An 18,714-nucleotide genomic window follows, 5' to 3' on the forward strand; every position below is an offset into this window, starting at 1 on the left:
GAAAAGGCGGTGTGGAAAATAGAAAGTGATTTTAACTACTCCTCTGTGTTATAATAATAAAAACTAGGAGGTAAGAGATGTTTCCAATCCGTATTACAACTCTTATGACTGAAGAAGTTTATAAAAGATTTTCTTGGGCTATTCTCGTGCGACGAAAAGGATTTGTATTATACATAATCATACTGATAATCGGACTGTTCACCTACGTAATGTTCAGTCCGTTAGAGAAAAAGATAATATCTATCATATTGGCTCCCCCTATTTGCGCCTCTATGTACTATTTTGGCATGAATTATCAGATAAAGAGAGCCTATCAAAAAAATCCTTTATTTCAGAACATGGAGGTCACTCTGATATTTGACAGAGAGGCTTTTGTAGCTCAGAATAAACGTGGAGAATTTCACTATACCTATGATGATATTGTCAAAGTCATTAGGACAAAGCGAGATTTTTATATCTTGATAGGGGAGAACACTGGTTTTGCAATTGAAAACAAGAACTGCACTCCCGAAGCTCTTGAGTTCTTGTTAGAACTTCACATTGAAAATATGTAAAATAAAAAGCAGGCTAGGCTGACAGTAGATCAGTTTTAGTCTGCTTTTTATCTTGTAAATAATTGCTTTATATCCACCAATTTCTCGATTTTTTGATTGATTTCTGGTCGGTAGTCACAGAAGTTAATGCTCTGGATGCCACTGTTGACTGCGACATCCACATCCAATGTCCGATCGCCGATATAGTAGGTTTCCTGCTTGTCCAGGTCATATTTCTCGAGCAGATAGTCGACACCCTCTGGGTGGGGCTTGCGCTCAAAGCCGTTGGCTGTTGTGATGATTTCTGTAAAATAATCATGAATGCCCAAGTCTTCCAAGATTTGATGGGCATTGAGTCCCTTGTGAGTATAGACAAACTGGGCAATGCCCTGCTCTTCAGCCCAAGCCAGTATCTCCGCCGCTCCTTCCATCAGATGAACCTGAGCATTTTTCTCCTTTAGACTTGCTCCACGGAAGACATTCATCTCGGCAGCGTCCAGACCTTTCTCAGACGCTACTTTTTCCAAGAGCTTCTGTACAGAGTGCTTTAGGATATAGCTGTGGATACCTTCTCTGTCAAAGTCCAGACCATAGTGAGCATAGGTTTCCTCAATCCCTGCCAAAATAGCATCATAGGAGTCCAGCAAGGTGCCGTCCAAATCCCAAATAAATGCTTTTGTCATGTGATTTCCCTCATTTTTCTTTCAAATAAAACCTTTAAAAATAGCCAGCGGAAGCCATTGTCCAAGAGTGTCCCAGCCCAGACCCCCGGAAGGCCCAAGCCAAAGGTCACACCCAACAAATAGCCTGATATGATGCGAATCAGCCACATGCCAATAGTCGTAGCATAAAAGGGCAGTCTAGCGTTGCCCAGCCCCTGCCAGAGAGCTGTGTAAATCACGGTCCCCACTGCCATGGGAGTCCCCAGTAGGGAGAAGAGGATGACTAACAGACTGGCTGTGATAGCTCCGCTATTGTTCGTATAGAGCGAGGTCAACGGCCGACCAAAAGCAAAAATCCCTAGAGCCACGGGTAGCATACAAGCAAAAGATAGCCAGAAGGTCCGCTTGCGAATCAGACTGAGCGCTTGCAGATCTCCCTCACCAACCGCATGGGCGACCAGCATGACTGTTGCTGTTGCGACCCCGAAGATTGGCATATAGTTAAACTGAGTCAGAACTTCACCGATAGCATTTCCCGCTACTGCTTCCGTACCAAAGGCGACCACAATAGCGATAATCACCACGTCACCCGCCCGCATCATGAGACGCTCTCCTGCAGCCGGCAGAGACAGGCGCAAAAGTTCTCCATCTAAGCCCCAGCTCCAGCGAATCGTGAAAAAATCCAGCTCTCGCCAAAGAATGACTACACCGACCAATCGAGCCAGCACGGTTCCCAGTGCTACACCGACAATACCAAGCTGAAAGACGTAGATCCCTAGACCGGACAAGAGAGCATTGAGCACATTTGTCAGAAGACTGACATACATGGGAAATCTTGGATTGCGCGTGACCCGCACTAAAGCTCCAAAACTAGTCATCAAGCCTAGCAGAACAATAGTCCCACCAACCAGAGCCAGATAAAGACCCCCAGCTTCAGCCACCGCCTTTTCTGTCCCTAAAAGATCCAGCATCTGCCTGCCAAAGAGTAGAGAAATCAGCCCCAACAGAAGGCTCAAAAGCAAGGTCAGCTTGATAGCTTCAGCTGTATGATAAGCTAGATTTTCCTTGTCTCCCTGAGCCAGAGTCTTGGAAATGAGACTTGAAATAGCAGCCCCTAAAGCGATAAAAATTGCTTGATAAATAGTAATAATATTGCTGGCCACCGAGACACCAGAGATTGCAATTAGCCCAAGACTGGCTACCAGATAGTTGTCTACCATACCCATGAGCATTTGCAAAAAGTTCTCCGCCATTGCCGGCAGGGCGATATTCATGATTTTTTTATAAGTCGTCATAAAGAAAATTCTTCCTTTTAAGCATAAGCTACTTCACCTTTCCATAGGACATCTCAAGAAAAAATCAGCCAGATATCTAGCTGATTTTAGGCTTTCTAAGCAATATTTATAATCCTAAGTAATCCTCAACCGCTGCCTGCATTTGGTCTGCAGCAACCGTCGTTTTGTGGCGAACCGGTGCTGTTTCTAAGCCATCCACTGCTGGTGGAAGGGCTACGCCAGAAAGTTCGTGCAGTTGGCCCAAAGCCTCGAAGTCACTAAGTCCTGTTTGATCAGTCACAGCTTCAACGGCTACAACTGGGAACTTGTAAGGACTAGCGGTAGACGCGATAACAGTCTTGCGCTGATCACCTGTCTCTGCCAAGTATTTTTGATAGACAGCGGATGCAACGGCAGTATGTGGGTCTTCGATGTAATCAGATGCTTGATAGACCCGCTTGATTTCAGCAGCTGTTTCTTGCTCTGTCGCATAATCAGCCGCAAAGAGCTCTAAAATCTCAGCGTCAAAGTCTGTCAGTTCATACTGTCCATGCTCATTTAGGGCAGCCATCAGGGCAGCTGTTTTCTCAGCGCTATTACCAGACAGATGGAAAATCAAACGCTCCAAGTTAGAGGAAACCAGAATATCCATGGACGGACTAGACGTCACCTTGAAGCTCCGTTTCTTGTCATAAACCTGAGTCTTGAAGAAGTCCGTCAGGACATTGTTCTCATTCGAAGCACAGATTAGCTTGCCAACTGGCAGACCGATTTGCTTGGCATAGTAGGCCGCCAAGATATTACCAAAGTTCCCTGTCGGAACTGTAAAGTTAACCTGGTCGCTCGATGTGATTTCTCCCGTCTTCACTAGCTGAGCATAAGCATAGACATAGTAAACAATCTGAGGCACCAAACGGCCGATATTCATAGAGTTAGCTGATGAAAACTGGAGTTTGTGCTCCAAGAGACGAGCTCGTAGGTCTGTGTCATTGAACATATGCTTGACATTGGTCTGGGCATCGTCAAAGTTGCCGTCAATGGCCACCACATGCGTATTGGCACCTGTCTGCGTTGTCATTTGCAGCTCTTGAACCTTGCTGACACCGTCTTTGGGATAAAAGACAATAATTTCAGTCCCTGGAACGTCCGCAAAGCCTGCCATAGCCGCCTTGCCTGTGTCACCAGAAGTTGCCGTCAAAATGACAATTTTGTTTTCCAAGCCGTGCTTTTTGGCTGCGGTTGTCATCAGGTGAGGCAGGATAGATAAAGCCATGTCCTTAAAGGCAATAGTCGCTCCGTGGAAAAGCTCTAGATTGTACTGACCATCCAGCTTGACCAAGGGAGCAATCGCCGCGTCATCAAACTTGCTGTCGTAGGCATGGTTGATACAGTGGTCCAGCTCCGCTTCAGAAAAATCATCTAAAAAAGCAGATAAAATCAACTTGGCTACTTCCTGATAAGAAGCGTCTTTGAGCTTGGCAAAGTCCAAATCGACCTGCGGATAAGTAATAGGTGTAAAAAGGCCTCCGTCTGTTGCCAAACCTTGCAGAATCGCCTGGCTAGCTGTTACTCTATTCTTTTCGTCACGTGTTGATTGATAAACTAAAGTCATTCTTTCTTTTCCTTTATCTGTAATTCGTTTTATTATACCAAAATTTATCAGAAAATTCTCGCTTTTTCACAAAGAATATAAGAAAAAGCCCATTTCTGGGCTTTTAATTGTCTTATTTATTCATTCATAGATACGTGCACGTGGTCGTAATGGTTTTCAGTCACACTACCACGGTCTGGCATTTGGTTCCAAGTATTGGCTGGACCGTAAATGCTATCAAATGGTGCATAGAATTTCTGTTGCCAGATAACATAAGAGATTCCTCTTCCGGTCATGTTAGAAGTAACATCAGCTGCAACCTGATTTCCTAACTCAGTATTGTTGCCAACGATAAAGTCAGCTGCCAAGCCCTTACCATGATCTCCGCTATCACCTGGACGATAAAGACTGAATTCTGTAATTCCATATTTAGCTGCTATTTCTTCTTTCAAAGCAGCAGTCTGTGGTCTCAAACCTTCATTAGCAGCGTTATTGCTTGTTTGAGTTGCTACAGCTGGGGCAGTGTAGGTTGGAGATTCAATATTAGTTACATCTTGGTTAACCTGCTCTTGGTCTAATTGAGGGGCGGCCGCTGGAGTTGTAGCTTCTGGTTGAGTAGCCTCAGGCTGAGCTGGGGTTGCCGGAGCAGCTGGTTCAGTGATAGTCTCAGTAGACTGCGGTTCACTCACTTCCGCAGCAGCTGCCACTTGACTTGAAGCAACTTCTGGAGCTGATTGAGCTTCTGCAGGAACTGCTGGAGCCTCAGATGACGCTTGTTCTTCTACAGGGGCTGGAGCCACTGGGGCTGCTGGAACTTCAGCATTTGCTTCAGTTGAAGGAGCCGTAGTTTCTGCCGTAGCTACCTCAGGCTGAACTGGAGTTGCTGGAGCTGGCTCAGAAACCGGTCCTGTTACAGCTCTTGTTGCTTGTGGACTTGTAATTTCTACACCAGTTATTTCGTTTTTATCATTTGTCGTAATATTTAAAACCGTATTTGGATAGATTAGATCAATATTAGCAATCGCGTTAATATGAGCCAGAACATTTACATCCAAGTCAAATGCTTCCGCAATTGTTCCAAGAGTATCGCCATATTGGACTGTATAAGTCTGTTGATTTTCACTACTAGTAATGTCAGCTTTGATTTGATCAACTGTCCTAGCTGTCCAATTTTGTGATTCCTCTTCAGCATTGGCTGTTATCAATGGGAACACCGACAAAGCTACTGTTGAAGCGAATAGCATTTTTTTATTGATTTTCATATGTAAAGTACACCTTTCTTCATTCATACTACAAATCTCATCTTAACATAATTTCCCCAAGAATAAACCCTTTTTCATCCGATTTAATCGAACTGTCTGACCTTTGTAATATAGAGACGCACTTGTAACATATCCTCAATAGTTAGTAATAAATATACAAAAAATAGGACAGCTTTACTTCTTAATAAAAGGCGATTATACATTGGTATATCAAAGCATTAAAAATGATTAATAGCTTTTTATTTCAGATTTTCACATAGTCAAAGAAAGGCTAAAATAAGCCTAAAAACTAGGAAAAAAGAGAACTGGGCTTGAATTCATCGAATCCATCGTCCAGTTCCTATTTTTTTATTCAGTTTTCTTTATTTTTTTGTATCCTGCGAAACTGACCCCGACCTAAGCTCTTGGCAAAAAAGATAAAATCTCCTAGAAGCTATCGCTTCTCCGTCTATTTTCCTATTTTTGCTGTGAGCTCTTAACGGTCTTGGTATCTTACTTCACCTTCATCATTCGGACGAGGCTAGCCCGTTCGGCTTCTTCTAGCTTCATCTCGATGTAGTAGATGGTTTCTTTGAGATCAGGGATGGTAGCATACTCTAGTCCGTTGACTCGGCGGCGGGTTTTCTCGATTTCATCCGCCATAAGCTGGCAGCTTTTCTCAATTTCAGCCAGTCGCAGCAGGTCCGGAAGCAGATCGCTCATACTTTCAATGGTTTCATCCATCTGGCTGTTAGACGCCACATAGCTATAAACCACGTCTCCCTCGTCATCACCATAGGGATTGTCAATATGGGCGTGCATCTTGGGCACGCGCACACTCATGATATTCTCAGTCTCCACATGTAGATTGACTTCCCGCATGGGCACAGCGAAAATCTCCTCGACCATGAGATCGCTCTCCAGCGCCTTTGCCATGACAAAGTCCTGCAGATGACCGACCAGAGCGGATTCGACCTTTTGGCGAAGCTGATTGTTCTCACGGACAGACTCAATGAAGCGCCGCATCAGCTCATCCCGCTTATCCTTGAGCAGTTTATGCCCACGGACAGCCGTTTTGAGACGGGCTTTTAAGTTATTCAGCTCCATCCGAGTCGGCTTGACATTGAGTCGTGTCATCTTTCTTCCTCCTTGGTCTGCGGCAGGTATTGGTCAATCATATCGTCCTTGATCCGCTTAAGCTCCGTTCTTGGTAAGATAGATAGGAGTTCCCAGCCCAAATCCAAGCTTTCCTCGATGGTTCGGTTGGTCTGGAAACCTTGATTGATGTATTCCTGCTCGAAGCGATCGGTAAAGCGCACATAGAGCTTGTCCGTTTCGGACAGGGCGGATTCCCCTAGAACGACAGCCAGCTCCTTGGCCTGCTTTCCTTGCGCATAGGCGGCAAATAGCTGGTTCATAGTCGCGGCATGGTCTCCTCTGGTCTTACCCTCACCAGAACCCTTGTCCTTGAGACGAGACAGAGATGGCAGGACATTGATGGGCGGACGATAGCCACTGTTGTAAAGGTCGCGTGAAAGGATAATCTGACCTTCCGTAATATAACCCGTCAAGTCTGGAATCGGATGGGTAATGTCATCCTCTGGCATGGACAGGATCGGAATCTGCGTCACAGAGCCTTTCTTGCCGACCAGACGTCCAGCCCGCTCATAGAGGGTGGACAGGTTAGTATAGAGGTAACCCGGATACCCACGACGGCCCGGCACTTCACGACGAGCTGCGGAAACTTCCCGCAGGGCTTCACAGTAGTTGGTCATGTCAGTCATGATAACCAGAACGTGCATGTCCTTTTTATAAGCCAGGTACTCAGCTGCTGTCAGGGCAATCCGTGGCGTCGCAATCCGCTCGATAGCTGGGTCATTAGCCAGATTGATAAAGAGCACCGAGCGGTCAATGGCTCCTGTCTCCCGGAGGTCATTCATGAAGAATTCGGCTTCTTCAAAGGTAATCCCCATGGCCGCAAAGACCACGGCGAAGTTTTCATCAGAGTTAAGCACGGTCGCCTGACGGGCGATTTGAGCAGCTAATTCCTTGTGGGGCAGACCAGAGCCAGAAAATACTGGCAGTTTTTGCCCCCGAACCAAGGTATTGAGGTGGTCGATAGCTGAAATCCCAGTCTGAATAAACTCATCTGGATAATCGCGAGCTACTGGATTGATGGCTTGACCGTCAATATCCAGATATTTTTCTGGCAGGATAGCTGGGCCACCATCAATCGGCTTGCCCATCCCATTGAAAATCCGGCCCACCATGTCTTCTGACACTGGCAGCTCTAGCGGACGGCCAGTAAAGCGGACCTTGGCTTTTTCCAGATTGATACCGCTAGATCCCTCAAAAAGCTGGACCATAGCCTTGTCTTCCTGGACTTCCAGGACCTGGCCCTGACGCTTGCTACCGTCATGTAGCTGGATTTCTACCAATTCATTGAAATGCACGCCAGCGACTTGGTCGACAATCATCAGAGGGCCGACAACTTCACTGACGGTGCGGTATTCTTTAATGACGCTCATTGTCTAGTCCTCCTTGGGCAAGAATCTGGTGCAGGGTTTCCTCGATAGTCTGACTGAGGGCTTGGATTTTTTCTAGCTGGTCTTCATGTATAAACTTGCTGCGGGCAATTCGGTCACGCAGCTCCACCGTTCCTTCCATGATTTCCCGGAAATAAGCTCCCAGCTCCAAGGCACGATTGGCCTCCGCATCGAAGGTCAGGATATTGCTCAATAAAGCCACCTGCTTTTTGAAAGAAGTATAGGTGTCCACATCATCAAAGGCATTCTGCTGCAGGTAGTCCTCGCGGATCATCTTGGCTGCATTCATGGTCAGCCGGTCCTTTTCAGACAAGGAATCCAAGCCCACCAAACGCACGATTTCCTGCAGTTCACTTTCCTTTTGCAGGATATTCATGGCCTTGGTCACCTTTTCTGCCCAAGCAATCTTCTCATGCTGGTCGATATATGCTCCCACTTCGTCTAGATAGAGCGAGTAAGAGCTCAACCAGTTGATAGCTGGGAAATGCCGGCGTTGAGCCAGCTGTGCATCCAAGCCCCAGAAGACCTTGACAATCCGCAGGGTATTTTGCGTTACTGGCTCAGAAATATCTCCACCTGGAGGTGATACGGCTCCGATAGCGGTTATAGAGCCTTCGCGCGCAGTTGAACCGAGCGTCTTGACCCGGCCAGCCCGCTCGTAATACTCAGCAATCCGGCTGCCAAGATAGGCTGGATAGCCTTCGTCACCTGGCATTTCTTCCAGACGGCCGGACATTTCCCGCAGGGCTTCTGCCCAGCGAGAGGTGGAGTCCGCCATGATGGCCACGGAATAGCCCATGTCACGGAAGTATTCTGCGATCGTAATCCCTGTGTAAATCGATGCCTCCCGAGCCGCTACTGGCATATTGGAGGTGTTTGCAATCAGCACCGTCCGCTGCATGATGGATTGGCCAGTTGATGGGTCAATCAGTTCTGGAAATTCATTGAGTACATCGGTCATCTCATTGCCACGCTCACCGCAGCCGACATAGATAACGATGTCAACATTGGCAAACTTCGCCACCTGGTGCTGAACCACAGTCTTACCAGCCCCGAATGGTCCTGGTACGGCTGCTGCTCCGCCTTTGGTCACTGGGAAGAAGGTATCAATGACCCGCTGACCCGTCACCAAAGGCTCAACTGGAATCAGCTTCTGAGCAAAAGGTCGCCCACGACGGACCGGCCATTTTTGCATGAGAGTCCCTTTAAAGACAGACCCATCCGCCTGCTCAATCTCGTAAACAGTTTCTTCAACAGTGAAACTGCCAGCTGAGATATTAGCCAAGCGTCCACTGACGCCGACCGGCACCATGATGCGGTGCTCCACCAGATTGGTCTCCTGCACTGTTCCCAGAATATCGCCAGCCTCAACTGTATCTCCGACAGACAGACTTGGAACAAAGTCCCATTTAGTCTCTCGGTCTAGATTTGGCAGTTGGACACCGCGGACGAGGAAGTCACTCTTCGTGATGGTTTGGAAACGCTCCAAAGGCCGCTGAATCCCGTCAAACATCTGAGAAATCAGACCTGGTCCCAGCTCAACGGACAGAGGACTTCCAGTCGTGATGACCGGCTCTCCCGGACCCAAGCCAGAAGTTTCCTCATAAACCTGTATAGAGGCTTGGTCCCGCCGCATTTCAATAATTTCACCGATCAGCCCCAAATCGCCAACTCGGCAGATATCCTGAATATTCGCTTCCTGCATCCCTGATGCCAGCACCAGAGGACCAGAAACTTTGATAATCTTTCCTTGACTCACAATCTTCCTCCATTCTTGGGAGATTTTTCTTGCTTCTCAATAAAAATCGAAGCTTAAACTAAGTTAGATACGGACCTAGTTTGAATTTCATTTTCAAAGAGTATTATTTGATTCTTGCCGCGAATTTAAAATCTTTCTTAGCTAACTCTAGGGCAAGTATTGTTTCTTTTTATTTTAAAAATCAGATAAGTCTTTTATTTGCTGACCGTTTACGTCAAAATTGTCTGGGCTAAGCCATTTTTCTAGACGACTCTTGACGGCCGGCCAATCCGTGTCAATCATAGACAGCCAGTCCGTATCTCGGTTGCGCCCCTTATAGACAATAGCCTGACGAAACCTACCTTCATAAGTGAAACCAAGCCGCTCTGCTGCTCGCCTTGAAGGCTGATTGAGGGAGTCGCATTTCCATTCATAGCGACGATACTCCAGCTCTTCAAAGACATAGCGTGCCAGTAAGTACTGGGCTTCTGTAGCCAGTCTGGTGCGCTTCAGCTTAGGCGAATAGGTCACAGCTCCCACTTCAATGACACGGTTATTTCTGTCAATCCTCATCAAGGCAAAAGTTCCTAGAGCTTTACCGCTCTCCTTGTCCACAATCGCATAGTGAAAACGGTCCTGTGCTGCCAGCATCAGATCTAGCTTCTGTGACCATTCTGCCTGACTTTGGGCAGGAGTTTGAAAGAGATAGGTCCACATATCCACAGGAGAATCCGGACCATACACTTCATACAAATCCGTCCCATGCTTATCCTTGGACAAACGCTCGATAATAACATACTGGCCTTCGATTCGCTCCAGATTGGGCAAGTCCCCCGGCTGAAAATCCAGTAGAGCATCCCCAATGGGTTGGCCTAGTTCATTCATTCGCATAAAAACCTCACAATATATCTTGTCCGACAGCCTTTTCGACATTTTCATGAATCCGCGAAAGAGCCAGTCCCGTGCTCCCCTTATGGGTAGGAATAAGCACAAGAGCAGGAATCTCCAGCTGGTCATAGTAGGCCAGGGTTTCTGGAATATCCGCAGCCATATCCTCCGTCAGATAGATAATACCGAAATCTTCGCGAGCGAGCCGACGCAGGGTATTGACCGTCTCCTGAGCTTCTTTTACTGGAAAGGTCTGAAAACCAATCAGCTTAAATGGGAGAATAGTATCGCGATTTCCCACGACAGCAATCTTGTAGCTAGTCTTGTCCATAAATCGGTCGCATCCTTTCTCTGATAAGCTCTACTGGCAGCTGATTATCCATTCCGGTCAAAATCAACCGCAGATTCTTGACTTCCAGCTCCTTACCCAGCAAATAGCGGGCCAAAGGGAGCGGACCATCTGTCTCAAACTGACCAGCCGCCAGCAACTTAGCCTGCAAGAGGTCCGTTAGATATTCTAACTCTACTGTCGTCAAGGTCTGGTTCCGCATTTTTTCCTCATAGGCGCGAAGTTCCAGATCGTAACCGCAGGGATTGACCTGGCTAAACCAAGTCAAGAAATCCCCCTGCTCTGCCATGGCAATCCAGTTGGCAGCAGAGAGGCTCCCTTCATCAGACAGGAGCTGCCTCATAAAGCTGCGCGGTTTCTCCAAGCCAACAGCCCGCTTAACGGTGATGGCATTGTAAAAATCAATGGTCAGATTCACCAGCTGCAGCAGATAGTCATCTTCCAATTCCTGTGTCAGGCGCTTGAGATGCTGGAAATAAGCCATGTCCATGCCAATCTCCAGCACGCGCACATCCTGATAATCCTGGTATTCCTGCCAGGTCGCAAGCACCTCATCCAGCATGAAATCTGGACAATACTCAGCCGAAAAAGCCATAACTAGGTGCTCTAAAACCTCCAGAGAATAGGTCCCCACCGGCATCAGCAAATGCTCCAGGGACTGACCTGTCGCCCGACCCTTGAGAAAAACTTTGAGGTTGTGGTAAGTATAGCGGAGCGTGAAAATCTCCACTAACTCCTTACTTGGACTAATCTCAAGCGCCCAATTATAAACGGAATACAAATGCTTCATCAGTACTTGCTCAATGGCATTGAGATCCTTAATCGCTTCAGCATCCATGGCATAGACCGTTCCCTGCAGAAGAGCTGAACTGCTGTCAGCATCGTCAGTCTGCAGCAACTGTTCATATTGCTGGGGCGTCAAAAAGGAAGCCTCCTGCACACTAATGGCTGTATTGACTTGAGAGAAGCTTGTTTCACTCATGGTCCGCCTCCTATTCTGCCTGGTCTTTGAAAATATCCTGAGCCAGACGGTAGCTTTCCTCCTGCCAGACTGAGTCCAACAAGTCACGATAGAGATAACTATCATCCACCCGTCCTTGGCTCAGCACAAAGCCTGCTTGATCGGCTATAAACTGGTCTGAAAAATGCACTTGCGGAAAGACCTTTTTCAAGCCTTCCAACTGGCTGGAGTTAAATTTCTCAGCTGATAGAGCACCGAAAGTCAGTGTCAATTCTTCCTCTGGATATTTGGCCAGGACACTCTTTAGAAAATGCTCTTCTTCAGCTAGTGACCAAGCCGACATCTGAGCATAGGCTTCCTCAAAAAGCTCTCTGAGAACCCGCTGCTTGATGACCAGAGTAGACTGGCGCTTTTGATTTTCCAGCTGCTGAATATCGCGCTGACTACGCCGGCTGATTTCTTTCAGCTGCTGCTCCCGCTGTCCAAGCTTTTGCCGAACCAGCTGGGCCTCACGTTCCTTGGCTTCCTGTTCTATTTTCTCAGTAGCCTCGGCCAAAAGCAGACGCCCCTTCTCGTGAGCCTGCTCCAAGACAGAAGCTTTGAGATCTGATATATCAGACATAAAAGCCTCCTTACTTCACATTCAGAACCATGATGAAGGAAACAACGAAGGCCAAGATGGCGTAGGTCTCAACCATGGCCGCGAGTATTACCCCTTTCATGACCTCTTCTGGACGCTTGGCCAAAATCTGAATACCAGCGGTCGCCACTCGTCCTTGATGCTTGGCTGAAAAGTAACCAACAATGGCAACTGGCAAAGCAGCTAGGAAATAAGCCACGCCTGATTGCAGAGCCAATTCTGGCTTGATATTAAAGAAGACGGTAATCCCGATAACAAAGCCGTAGAGACCTTGGGTACCTGGCAAAAGCTGCAGAATCAGAGCTTGAGCGAATTTTTCTGGCTGCTCTTTCAAGAGGGCTGCCGCTGCCTGACCTGTGCTTCCGACACCCAGAGCTGAGCCCATTCCGCTGAGAAAGACCGCCAAAGCTACTCCCAAACCTGCAAAAAAGGCGCCACCGTAAGTTCCAAAATATGATGCTAAATGTTCCATGATTTACTCCTATGAAAATGCTGTAATCGTCGTAAAATCAACAGCTAGTTGAATGAATAATGCTTGTTTTGATGTTGTAGAAAGTGTTTTTCTAAAGATGAGTTTCTCATCTTTTATCATAGTTCCTAATCTTTATTTCTTGCTTTGCTGAACGTATTTCTCACTAGGCTTGAGCGGAGTGAAAGGCTTGCCGCCACCATCGTAAAATTTCCCGAAAAATTCCACGAAAATCAAACGTGCTCCGTGCACATAACCGGACAGAAAAGATAGAAACATATTGACCAAATGAAGGGCAATAAAGAGCAGAATACCAATGCTAAAGCGAGCGACAGGTGGAAAGAGGCTGACAATCAAGTTAAAGGCCGAGCCAATGCTGGCTCCTGAAAGCCCCAGAGCCATCAGCCGCGTAAAGCTGACAAGATCTCCTACATAACCACTGACATTGTAAAGATTAAAGAGACCTGACCCCAATCCTGCCAAGCTCTTAGCACTGACAATGGATACTGCCAGTATGCCCAGAGCATTGATGATGGCCAACCACTGACCAATCGTTGCTGCAAAGGCCAAGGATGGGAAGAAATTTCCCAAGGCCAAGAGTAGCAGTCCCAGCAAAATCAGCACCCAAGCAAAGCCTGCATTATAAGCTTCTGCATAATCCTTGAGGCGGACATTTTTCAGGCCGCTGAGGAAGAGGCCCGCCAGCACCGTAACAAAACCAAAGACAACCGAAATAACCAGAATCGTCATGGCGTCAGAGCTGGTGCTAATCAGAGCGAAGGGCAGTTCAAAGCCAAAGAAAGAACCATAAACCAGTCCCCAGATGATGACTGCCACACCCAGCAGGCGGAAGAATCGCAGATTCTTAGCCAATCCCGGCTTGACATGCAAGAAGTGCAGCGCCAGACTGGTACCTACAAAGAGTAAAAAGCCGTAGCCGATGTCAGCGACCATCATGCCAAAGAATACAAAATAGAAGAGGGAAACGACAGGGGTTGGATCCTTATCACCATACTTAGGTAGGGAATACATCTCCGTCACTAGCTCGAAGGGCTCCACCAAGGCATTGTTTTTAAGCTTGGTCGGAACCTTATCTTCCTCATCCTGTCGAACCTCTCTGGTCTGGATGAGAATGCTCTGACCAAACTGCTCTGTCAAGCAAGCCTCAAGAGCTTGAACTTGATTGCTTTCGATCCAGCCTTCCAAGGCTGCCAGATTTTGCGTACTGGCTAACTGATTTTTACTTTCTTGACGGGAGGAGAGATTGCAGAGATAGTCCAGCTGAACTTTGAGCTGGTCCAACTCATTCTTGGAAGCTGCCAGACTCTTGGTCATAGCATCTGCCACTGCCTCTTGCTGTCGAATATTAGCCTTGAGCTGAGCTACTCGCTCAGCAGGCAGTTCCGCATGGTCGTACTCAAAAGGCTTAAAACCGTACTCTTTCAAGACTTTGTGAACTTCTTCCAGAGAGCCTGTCTTATAAAAAATAAGAACACCATGCTCCGTATCATCGGTAAAGACTTCCTGAAACTTCAGGTCAGGATGTGCTCCCAGAGTCAGACGCAGAGCGTCGTCATCGGTATTGGGAATCGTCCCAATCAACGCTCCCAGATGGCTGAAAGTCGCAGCTGCTTGTGGTGTTAGCTCCAGTGGCTCCCACTTCTCCAGCGCAGCCACTTCCAAGCGGTCAGCTCCTATCTGATCTTTGGCCTCTTGCAAGACCTTGAGTTGCTTACTGATTCCTTCCAGCAACGCCCCCTCATCGCGAGACTCCCCTGCCTGCTCTAAAGCAGCAAAGGACAGCTCCAAAGGCTCTTCTTTTAAGGCTTCCAGCAGTTTCTTTTTGGGCATAAAGGGCTCCAGATCTGCAATCAGTCTCTCCAGTTTTTCCTGACGGCTGAGCAAATCCTGCTGAGATAAATGCTGATCCGGTCGGCCGACTAAATCCTGCTCAAAGGCTACCTGCCAGTCCTCTTCCTGCCGCAAATCATGAATCTGAACCGACTCCAAACCCTGTAGGTAAAAGAGAAGCTGGTCTAGCAGTTCCTTGGGCAGGAGCAGAGACAGTTGCCGCATTTGACTAATGGCCATAGGCTTCTACCACCTTCTCTACAATGGCTCGCGCCAAGTCTGCTTTTTTGTCCGTCAGCGCAGCCTCAACCTTTGTTTGATTTTTTTGAACCGTCAGCTCCAGATCCTGCTCAAGCTTCTTAATTTCCTCTTCTTTTTTCTTCGCCAAACTCTGAACAGCGATTTCCGTCTCCTTGTCATAAACCAGACTCAGCTCTTCCAGTCTAGCCGTCTGCTCATCCCGCAGTAACTTTATCTGATCCTTATAGCTAGCTAGAACATCCTCTGCAGCTTGTTCAATTTCTTGCATCTTCTCTAAGGTCGTATTTGTCATATCCCCACTATCTCCTTTGGGTTGCATATTCTTTCATGTGTAAATTATAACACATTTATGCTTTATCCGTCATAAGCTACAAGTAGTTGCTTCTGTTCGATTACTATACAGACTTATATTCTGTCATATAGAAATATCTTTCTCAGATTCTCTTTTCAAAAACAAGTTCGCTTATGTTTTTACAGATTATGTTATAATATAAACATATAAAAACGCTTACTAAAATTTCAAGGAGATATTGATGGGAAATCAGCTGCATATTATAGAAATCATTGAAAACAGTTTAGACAGTATGACCGGACTAGAAAGAGAGATTGCCCACTACTTCTTGAACTCTACAAATATTCAGGACGATCTATCTTCGCTTCAAGTGACTAAGCAACTGCATATTTCCCAGGCAGCCTTGACTCGATTTGCCAAGAAGTGTGGTTTTAAAGGTTATAGAGAATTCAAATTTCAATACCAACAGCAAACTACATCGAGTGAGCCCGAAGTGCCTTCTCTCGGGCATGACTTATCACGTCGTGTCTTGCGAAATTATACACAACTTCGAATGCAGACGGAAGAAGTCATAGACGAAGATAAGCTACAGCGAATAGCTACTTTGATTGAAGACGCTGATCGGGTTTATTTCTTCGGTATTGGAAGTTCTGGTTTAGTAGCTCGTGATATGAAGCTACGCTTTATGCGTCTAGGAGTCGTTTGTGAAGCCCTGACTGACCAAGATGGTTTCGCTTGGACAACCAGTATTTTAGACAAAAACTGTCTTGTCATCGGATTCTCCCTGTCAGGACAGACTCAATCTATTATTGACAGTCTAATTGATGCTAAAAATATGGGGGCAAAAACAGTTTTGGTGACTGGACAGCCCCAAAAAGTCCAACAAGATTTTACAGAAATCCTTGCTGTAGCTCTGCAAAGCAAACCTGAATTCATCCTGCGCATATCAGCCCAATTTCCCATGCTTCTTATGATCGACCTCATTTACGCCTTTTTTCTTGAGATTAATCGTGAAAAAAAAGAAAAAATCTTCAATAGCTTTTGGGAAAATCAGAAACTAAATGGCTATCACCGTCGAAATACTCACAAAAGATAAAAACGAATCAGGATTTTCTGACTCGTTTTTCTTTTTCAGTTCTCGCTTTTTCGTCTTTTTTCACAAGGGAAGGATTGGACCGTAGATTTCCAATTGGGGCTGAACTTTTTCCATATGAAAGGTATCATAGGCACGCCACTTTTGATAAGTAGGCTGATCCAGTTTGAGGCTACTAAGACCAATTAAAAAACTAGCACTTTTATGAAATCTTTCAAGAGCAATGAGGAGACGGTTATCCAGGTCTTTGGTTTTCTCCAAACTCCTCAAAACTTCTGCTAAGCACTCGTAAAAGCGGATTTCATCTCTCGACTGAATTTCCTTCTTTTGAAAATCTTCCATCAAGGAACCTAGAAGCTGGGTGGCTTCCTGAATGAAACTTTTTTCTGTCATTTGATTTTCCTCCTGAAAGACAAGGAACCTGAGAAAAATCTCAGGTTAAACTTGTCTATTTTTGAAATGATAGTAGGCTCCAAACATACCAGCAGTATTTTGATGATGAGCAAAAGCGAGTTTCGTTTTATCGGCAATGCTTGGAACCAAAGCATCCTGCAAAGCCACCTGAATACGCGGTCTAAGAATAGCTTCTTGTCCCATGATGCCACCTCCTAGGATGACAACTTCTGGATTAACGACATAGCAGATATTGGCAATTCCCTGACCCAGATAACCAACCATACGATCAATGCCCTCGATACAGAGCTTATTGCCCTCGGTTGCTTCTTTGAAAATCCGTCGACCATTCCAATGCTCTGCTTCTTCTCCGTGTAGCTCAGCCACATAGTTGACCAGAGCAGTTGTCGATGCCACATCTTGGAAAGCTCCGTCCGGTAGATGCAGGTAACCAACCTCACAGGCAGAGTTACTAAAGCCATGGAAGACCTGGCCATCTACGACTAGACAACCTCCAATACCTGTACCGATCGTCAAACAAAGGGCGATCTTCGCTCCCTTGCCACTGCCCGATTTAGCCTCTGCTAGACCAGCACAGTTGACATCATTTTCAATCTCACATGGTAAGGAAAATTTTTCTTCCAGAACTTTTTTGAACTGGGTTCCAGCGTAATTAGGAATCTGCGGCCCAGCATAGAAAATTTCACCCCTGTCTGGATCCACCATACCAGCAGAAGAAATACAAATCCCAGCGAGAGGTCCTTTTTCTAAATAGGCTGCAACAATCGCTTCAACCTTTTGCATAATTCCCGGACCACCTTTGTGGGCCTCTGTCGGCATTTCATGTGCTTCCACCAAGGTCTCAGCCTCGTTGATCAAGCCATACTTGATATTGGTACCGCCAATATCAATGGCAACATATTGTTTCATAGCACACCTTCTCTCTAGTATCTGTTCTTTGACTTATAAGAACTGCTCCTTAGTATGACGAATCAACTGAGCAGCCTCTTCCACGATCGGCCGGTCTTCTTCAGTCACAGGCGTCAGAGGTGAACGAACAGATCCAATATTGAGTCCTTCATTGATTTTCAAGACTTCTTTAATCACACCATACATATTACCATGCGCACTCGTTAATTTTCCGATGATAGCATTAATCGCATACTGCAATTCTTTAGCACGTTCCAATTCCTTATCAGCAATCAGTTGATTGAGTTTGAGGAAGAGCTCTGGCATAGCCCCATATGTACCACCGATACCAGCTGCAGCACCCATGAGTCGACCACCTAAGAATTGCTCATCTGGACCATTAAAGACTACATGATCTTCTCCCCCAAGAGCTACAAAGGTCTGAATATCTTGCACTGGCATTGAAGAGTTCTTCACACCAATCACGCGCTCATTCTGGAGCATTTCCTTGTAAAGGCCAGGAGTTAAGGCTACACCAGCCAACTGAGGGATATTGTAAATCACGAAATCAGTATTAGGCGCCGCCGCACTGATGTCATTCCAATACTGGGCAACCGAATACTCTGGCAAACGGAAATAAATCGGCGGAATAGCTGCAATAGCATCCACACCCAAACTTTCCGCATGACGAGCCAGCTCCATGCTGTCTTTAGTATTGTTGCAAGCCACATGGGCAATGATTGTCAGACGCCCCTTAGCAACTTTCATCACTTCTTCTAGAACCCGTTTTCGGTCTTCCACGCTCAGATAGATACACTCGCCCGAAGAACCGTTGACATAAAGACCTTGCACGCCCTTGGCGATGAAGTATTCCACTAAAGCGCGAGTCCGCTCCGGGCTGATTTCACCTTCCTCGTCATAGCAAGCGTAGAAAGCAGGAATGACACCTTGGTATTTTTTTAAATCTGACATAGTTTTCTCCTAATGTTTTAGAAATGAGAGGGACGAAAATCATTGTTTCAT

The 18,714-nt window shown here is 46.4% G+C and carries 19 protein-coding genes; 2 read left to right on the top strand and 17 right to left on the bottom strand.

The window, feature by feature from the left end; translation table 11 throughout:
• Window positions 1–77: 77 nt before the first annotated feature.
• Window positions 78–554 (top strand): YcxB family protein, encoded by a 477-nt coding sequence (locus tag HMPREF3108_RS09530; RefSeq protein ID WP_048779127.1) that lies wholly within the window; start codon window positions 78–80, stop codon window positions 552–554.
• Window positions 555–601: 47 nt separating this feature from the next.
• On the opposite strand, the gene HMPREF3108_RS09535 is transcribed toward HMPREF3108_RS09530, so the two are convergent.
• The 14 genes from HMPREF3108_RS09535 to HMPREF3108_RS09600 all read right to left on the bottom strand — a co-directional run bounded on the left by HMPREF3108_RS09535 (window position 602) and on the right by HMPREF3108_RS09600 (window position 15,296).
• Window positions 602–1,216, bottom strand: a complete 615-nt coding sequence (locus HMPREF3108_RS09535) for an HAD-IA family hydrolase (protein ID WP_048779131.1) — start codon at window positions 1,214–1,216, stop codon at window positions 602–604.
• A complete protein-coding gene (locus HMPREF3108_RS09540; protein WP_048779133.1) occupies window positions 1,213–2,490 on the bottom strand; it encodes an MATE family efflux transporter in 1,278 nt (425 codons plus the stop codon). The genes HMPREF3108_RS09535 and HMPREF3108_RS09540 overlap by 4 nt, the downstream gene beginning before the upstream one ends.
• A gap of 106 nt (window positions 2,491–2,596) precedes the next feature.
• Window positions 2,597–4,081, bottom strand: coding sequence for a threonine synthase (thrC, locus tag HMPREF3108_RS09545; protein WP_070494396.1), 1,485 nt, complete (start codon window positions 4,079–4,081; stop codon window positions 2,597–2,599).
• A 116-nt stretch (window positions 4,082–4,197) separates the two neighbouring features.
• Window positions 4,198–5,322, bottom strand: a complete 1,125-nt coding sequence (locus HMPREF3108_RS09550; RefSeq protein ID WP_070494398.1) for a LysM peptidoglycan-binding domain-containing protein — start codon at window positions 5,320–5,322, stop codon at window positions 4,198–4,200.
• A 492-nt stretch (window positions 5,323–5,814) separates the two neighbouring features.
• The gene (locus tag HMPREF3108_RS09555; protein ID WP_004192619.1) at window positions 5,815–6,438 is read right to left on the bottom strand and encodes a V-type ATP synthase subunit D; all 624 of its coding nucleotides are present in this window, start codon (window positions 6,436–6,438) and stop codon (window positions 5,815–5,817) included.
• On the bottom strand, window positions 6,435–7,829 hold the full coding sequence (locus HMPREF3108_RS09560) for a V-type ATP synthase subunit B (RefSeq protein WP_048779140.1): 1,395 nt from the start codon (window positions 7,827–7,829) through the stop codon (window positions 6,435–6,437). Before HMPREF3108_RS09560 ends, HMPREF3108_RS09555 begins: the two co-directional genes overlap by 4 nt.
• Window positions 7,816–9,606, bottom strand: coding sequence for a V-type ATP synthase subunit A (locus HMPREF3108_RS09565; RefSeq protein WP_008808158.1), 1,791 nt, complete (start codon window positions 9,604–9,606; stop codon window positions 7,816–7,818). Before HMPREF3108_RS09565 ends, HMPREF3108_RS09560 begins: the two co-directional genes overlap by 14 nt.
• Window positions 9,607–9,780: 174 nt before the next feature.
• Window positions 9,781–10,476 (bottom strand): GNAT family N-acetyltransferase, encoded by a 696-nt coding sequence (locus HMPREF3108_RS09570; RefSeq protein WP_070494400.1) that lies wholly within the window; start codon window positions 10,474–10,476, stop codon window positions 9,781–9,783.
• Between the two features lie 7 nt (window positions 10,477–10,483).
• On the bottom strand, window positions 10,484–10,804 hold the full coding sequence (locus HMPREF3108_RS09575) for a V-type ATP synthase subunit F (protein ID WP_002894448.1): 321 nt from the start codon (window positions 10,802–10,804) through the stop codon (window positions 10,484–10,486).
• Window positions 10,791–11,804: a V-type ATPase subunit gene (locus HMPREF3108_RS09580; RefSeq protein WP_070494402.1), complete on the bottom strand. Its 1,014-nt coding sequence runs from the start codon at window positions 11,802–11,804 to the stop codon at window positions 10,791–10,793. The genes HMPREF3108_RS09575 and HMPREF3108_RS09580 overlap by 14 nt, the downstream gene beginning before the upstream one ends.
• Window positions 11,805–11,814: 10 nt before the next feature.
• A complete protein-coding gene (locus tag HMPREF3108_RS09585) occupies window positions 11,815–12,405 on the bottom strand; it encodes a hypothetical protein (RefSeq protein WP_008808155.1) in 591 nt (196 codons plus the stop codon).
• A 10-nt stretch (window positions 12,406–12,415) separates the two neighbouring features.
• Window positions 12,416–12,895 carry a V-type ATP synthase subunit K gene (locus tag HMPREF3108_RS09590; RefSeq protein WP_002898768.1) on the bottom strand — a complete coding sequence of 160 codons (480 nt, stop codon included), beginning with the start codon at window positions 12,893–12,895 and terminating at the stop codon, window positions 12,416–12,418.
• A 132-nt stretch (window positions 12,896–13,027) separates the two neighbouring features.
• Window positions 13,028–14,983 (bottom strand): V-type ATP synthase subunit I, encoded by a 1,956-nt coding sequence (locus HMPREF3108_RS09595; protein ID WP_070494404.1) that lies wholly within the window; start codon window positions 14,981–14,983, stop codon window positions 13,028–13,030.
• On the bottom strand, window positions 14,973–15,296 hold the full coding sequence (locus HMPREF3108_RS09600) for a hypothetical protein (protein WP_045505170.1): 324 nt from the start codon (window positions 15,294–15,296) through the stop codon (window positions 14,973–14,975). Before HMPREF3108_RS09600 ends, HMPREF3108_RS09595 begins: the two co-directional genes overlap by 11 nt.
• Window positions 15,297–15,537: 241 nt before the next feature.
• Here HMPREF3108_RS09600 and HMPREF3108_RS09605 point away from each other — a divergent pair, with 241 nt between their 5' ends.
• Window positions 15,538–16,392 carry a MurR/RpiR family transcriptional regulator gene (locus HMPREF3108_RS09605; RefSeq protein WP_061584738.1) on the top strand — a complete coding sequence of 285 codons (855 nt, stop codon included), beginning with the start codon at window positions 15,538–15,540 and terminating at the stop codon, window positions 16,390–16,392.
• Between the two features lie 60 nt (window positions 16,393–16,452).
• Here HMPREF3108_RS09605 and HMPREF3108_RS09610 read toward each other — a convergent pair whose 3' ends face one another.
• From HMPREF3108_RS09610 to HMPREF3108_RS09620, 3 genes are read right to left on the bottom strand one after another with little or no spacing between them, the layout of a single operon-like run.
• Window positions 16,453–16,782 carry a hypothetical protein gene (locus HMPREF3108_RS09610; protein ID WP_061597095.1) on the bottom strand — a complete coding sequence of 110 codons (330 nt, stop codon included), beginning with the start codon at window positions 16,780–16,782 and terminating at the stop codon, window positions 16,453–16,455.
• A 45-nt stretch (window positions 16,783–16,827) separates the two neighbouring features.
• Window positions 16,828–17,712, bottom strand: coding sequence for an ROK family protein (locus tag HMPREF3108_RS09615; RefSeq protein WP_061597094.1), 885 nt, complete (start codon window positions 17,710–17,712; stop codon window positions 16,828–16,830).
• Window positions 17,713–17,745: 33 nt separating this feature from the next.
• Complete coding sequence (locus tag HMPREF3108_RS09620; protein ID WP_061597093.1) at window positions 17,746–18,663, bottom strand: N-acetylneuraminate lyase; 918 nt, start codon at window positions 18,661–18,663, stop codon at window positions 17,746–17,748.
• Window positions 18,664–18,714: the final 51 nt, after the last annotated feature.

Origin of the sequence: Streptococcus sp. HMSC10A01, from assembly GCF_001807785.1 — a bacterium.
GTDB classification, from domain to species: Bacteria; Bacillota; Bacilli; order Lactobacillales; family Streptococcaceae; genus Streptococcus; species Streptococcus gordonii.

What these genes read in the sequence shown, in the direction of transcription:
- HMPREF3108_RS09535 (WP_048779131.1), bottom strand. Translation starts at nt 1,216, where the DNA reads ATGACAAAAGCATTTATTTGGGATTTGGACGGCACCTTGCTGGACTCC.
- HMPREF3108_RS09590 (WP_002898768.1), bottom strand. Translation starts at nt 12,895, where the DNA reads ATGGAACATTTAGCATCATATTTTGGAACTTACGGTGGCGCCTTTTTT.
- thrC (WP_070494396.1), bottom strand. Translation starts at nt 4,081, where the DNA reads ATGACTTTAGTTTATCAATCAACACGTGACGAAAAGAATAGAGTAACA.
- HMPREF3108_RS09600 (WP_045505170.1), bottom strand. Translation starts at nt 15,296, where the DNA reads ATGACAAATACGACCTTAGAGAAGATGCAAGAAATTGAACAAGCTGCA.
- HMPREF3108_RS09560 (WP_048779140.1), bottom strand. Translation starts at nt 7,829, where the DNA reads ATGAGCGTCATTAAAGAATACCGCACCGTCAGTGAAGTTGTCGGCCCT.
- HMPREF3108_RS09595 (WP_070494404.1), bottom strand. Translation starts at nt 14,983, where the DNA reads ATGGCCATTAGTCAAATGCGGCAACTGTCTCTGCTCCTGCCCAAGGAA.
- HMPREF3108_RS09540 (WP_048779133.1), bottom strand. Translation starts at nt 2,490, where the DNA reads ATGACGACTTATAAAAAAATCATGAATATCGCCCTGCCGGCAATGGCG.
- HMPREF3108_RS09570 (WP_070494400.1), bottom strand. Translation starts at nt 10,476, where the DNA reads ATGCGAATGAATGAACTAGGCCAACCCATTGGGGATGCTCTACTGGAT.
- HMPREF3108_RS09550 (WP_070494398.1), bottom strand. Translation starts at nt 5,322, where the DNA reads ATGAAAATCAATAAAAAAATGCTATTCGCTTCAACAGTAGCTTTGTCG.
- HMPREF3108_RS09615 (WP_061597094.1), bottom strand. Translation starts at nt 17,712, where the DNA reads ATGAAACAATATGTTGCCATTGATATTGGCGGTACCAATATCAAGTAT.
- HMPREF3108_RS09580 (WP_070494402.1), bottom strand. Translation starts at nt 11,804, where the DNA reads ATGAGTGAAACAAGCTTCTCTCAAGTCAATACAGCCATTAGTGTGCAG.
- HMPREF3108_RS09585 (WP_008808155.1), bottom strand. Translation starts at nt 12,405, where the DNA reads ATGTCTGATATATCAGATCTCAAAGCTTCTGTCTTGGAGCAGGCTCAC.
- HMPREF3108_RS09620 (WP_061597093.1), bottom strand. Translation starts at nt 18,663, where the DNA reads ATGTCAGATTTAAAAAAATACCAAGGTGTCATTCCTGCTTTCTACGCT.
- HMPREF3108_RS09605 (WP_061584738.1), top strand. Translation starts at nt 15,538, where the DNA reads ATGGGAAATCAGCTGCATATTATAGAAATCATTGAAAACAGTTTAGAC.
- HMPREF3108_RS09575 (WP_002894448.1), bottom strand. Translation starts at nt 10,804, where the DNA reads ATGGACAAGACTAGCTACAAGATTGCTGTCGTGGGAAATCGCGATACT.
- HMPREF3108_RS09610 (WP_061597095.1), bottom strand. Translation starts at nt 16,782, where the DNA reads ATGACAGAAAAAAGTTTCATTCAGGAAGCCACCCAGCTTCTAGGTTCC.
- HMPREF3108_RS09530 (WP_048779127.1), top strand. Translation starts at nt 78, where the DNA reads ATGTTTCCAATCCGTATTACAACTCTTATGACTGAAGAAGTTTATAAA.
- HMPREF3108_RS09555 (WP_004192619.1), bottom strand. Translation starts at nt 6,438, where the DNA reads ATGACACGACTCAATGTCAAGCCGACTCGGATGGAGCTGAATAACTTA.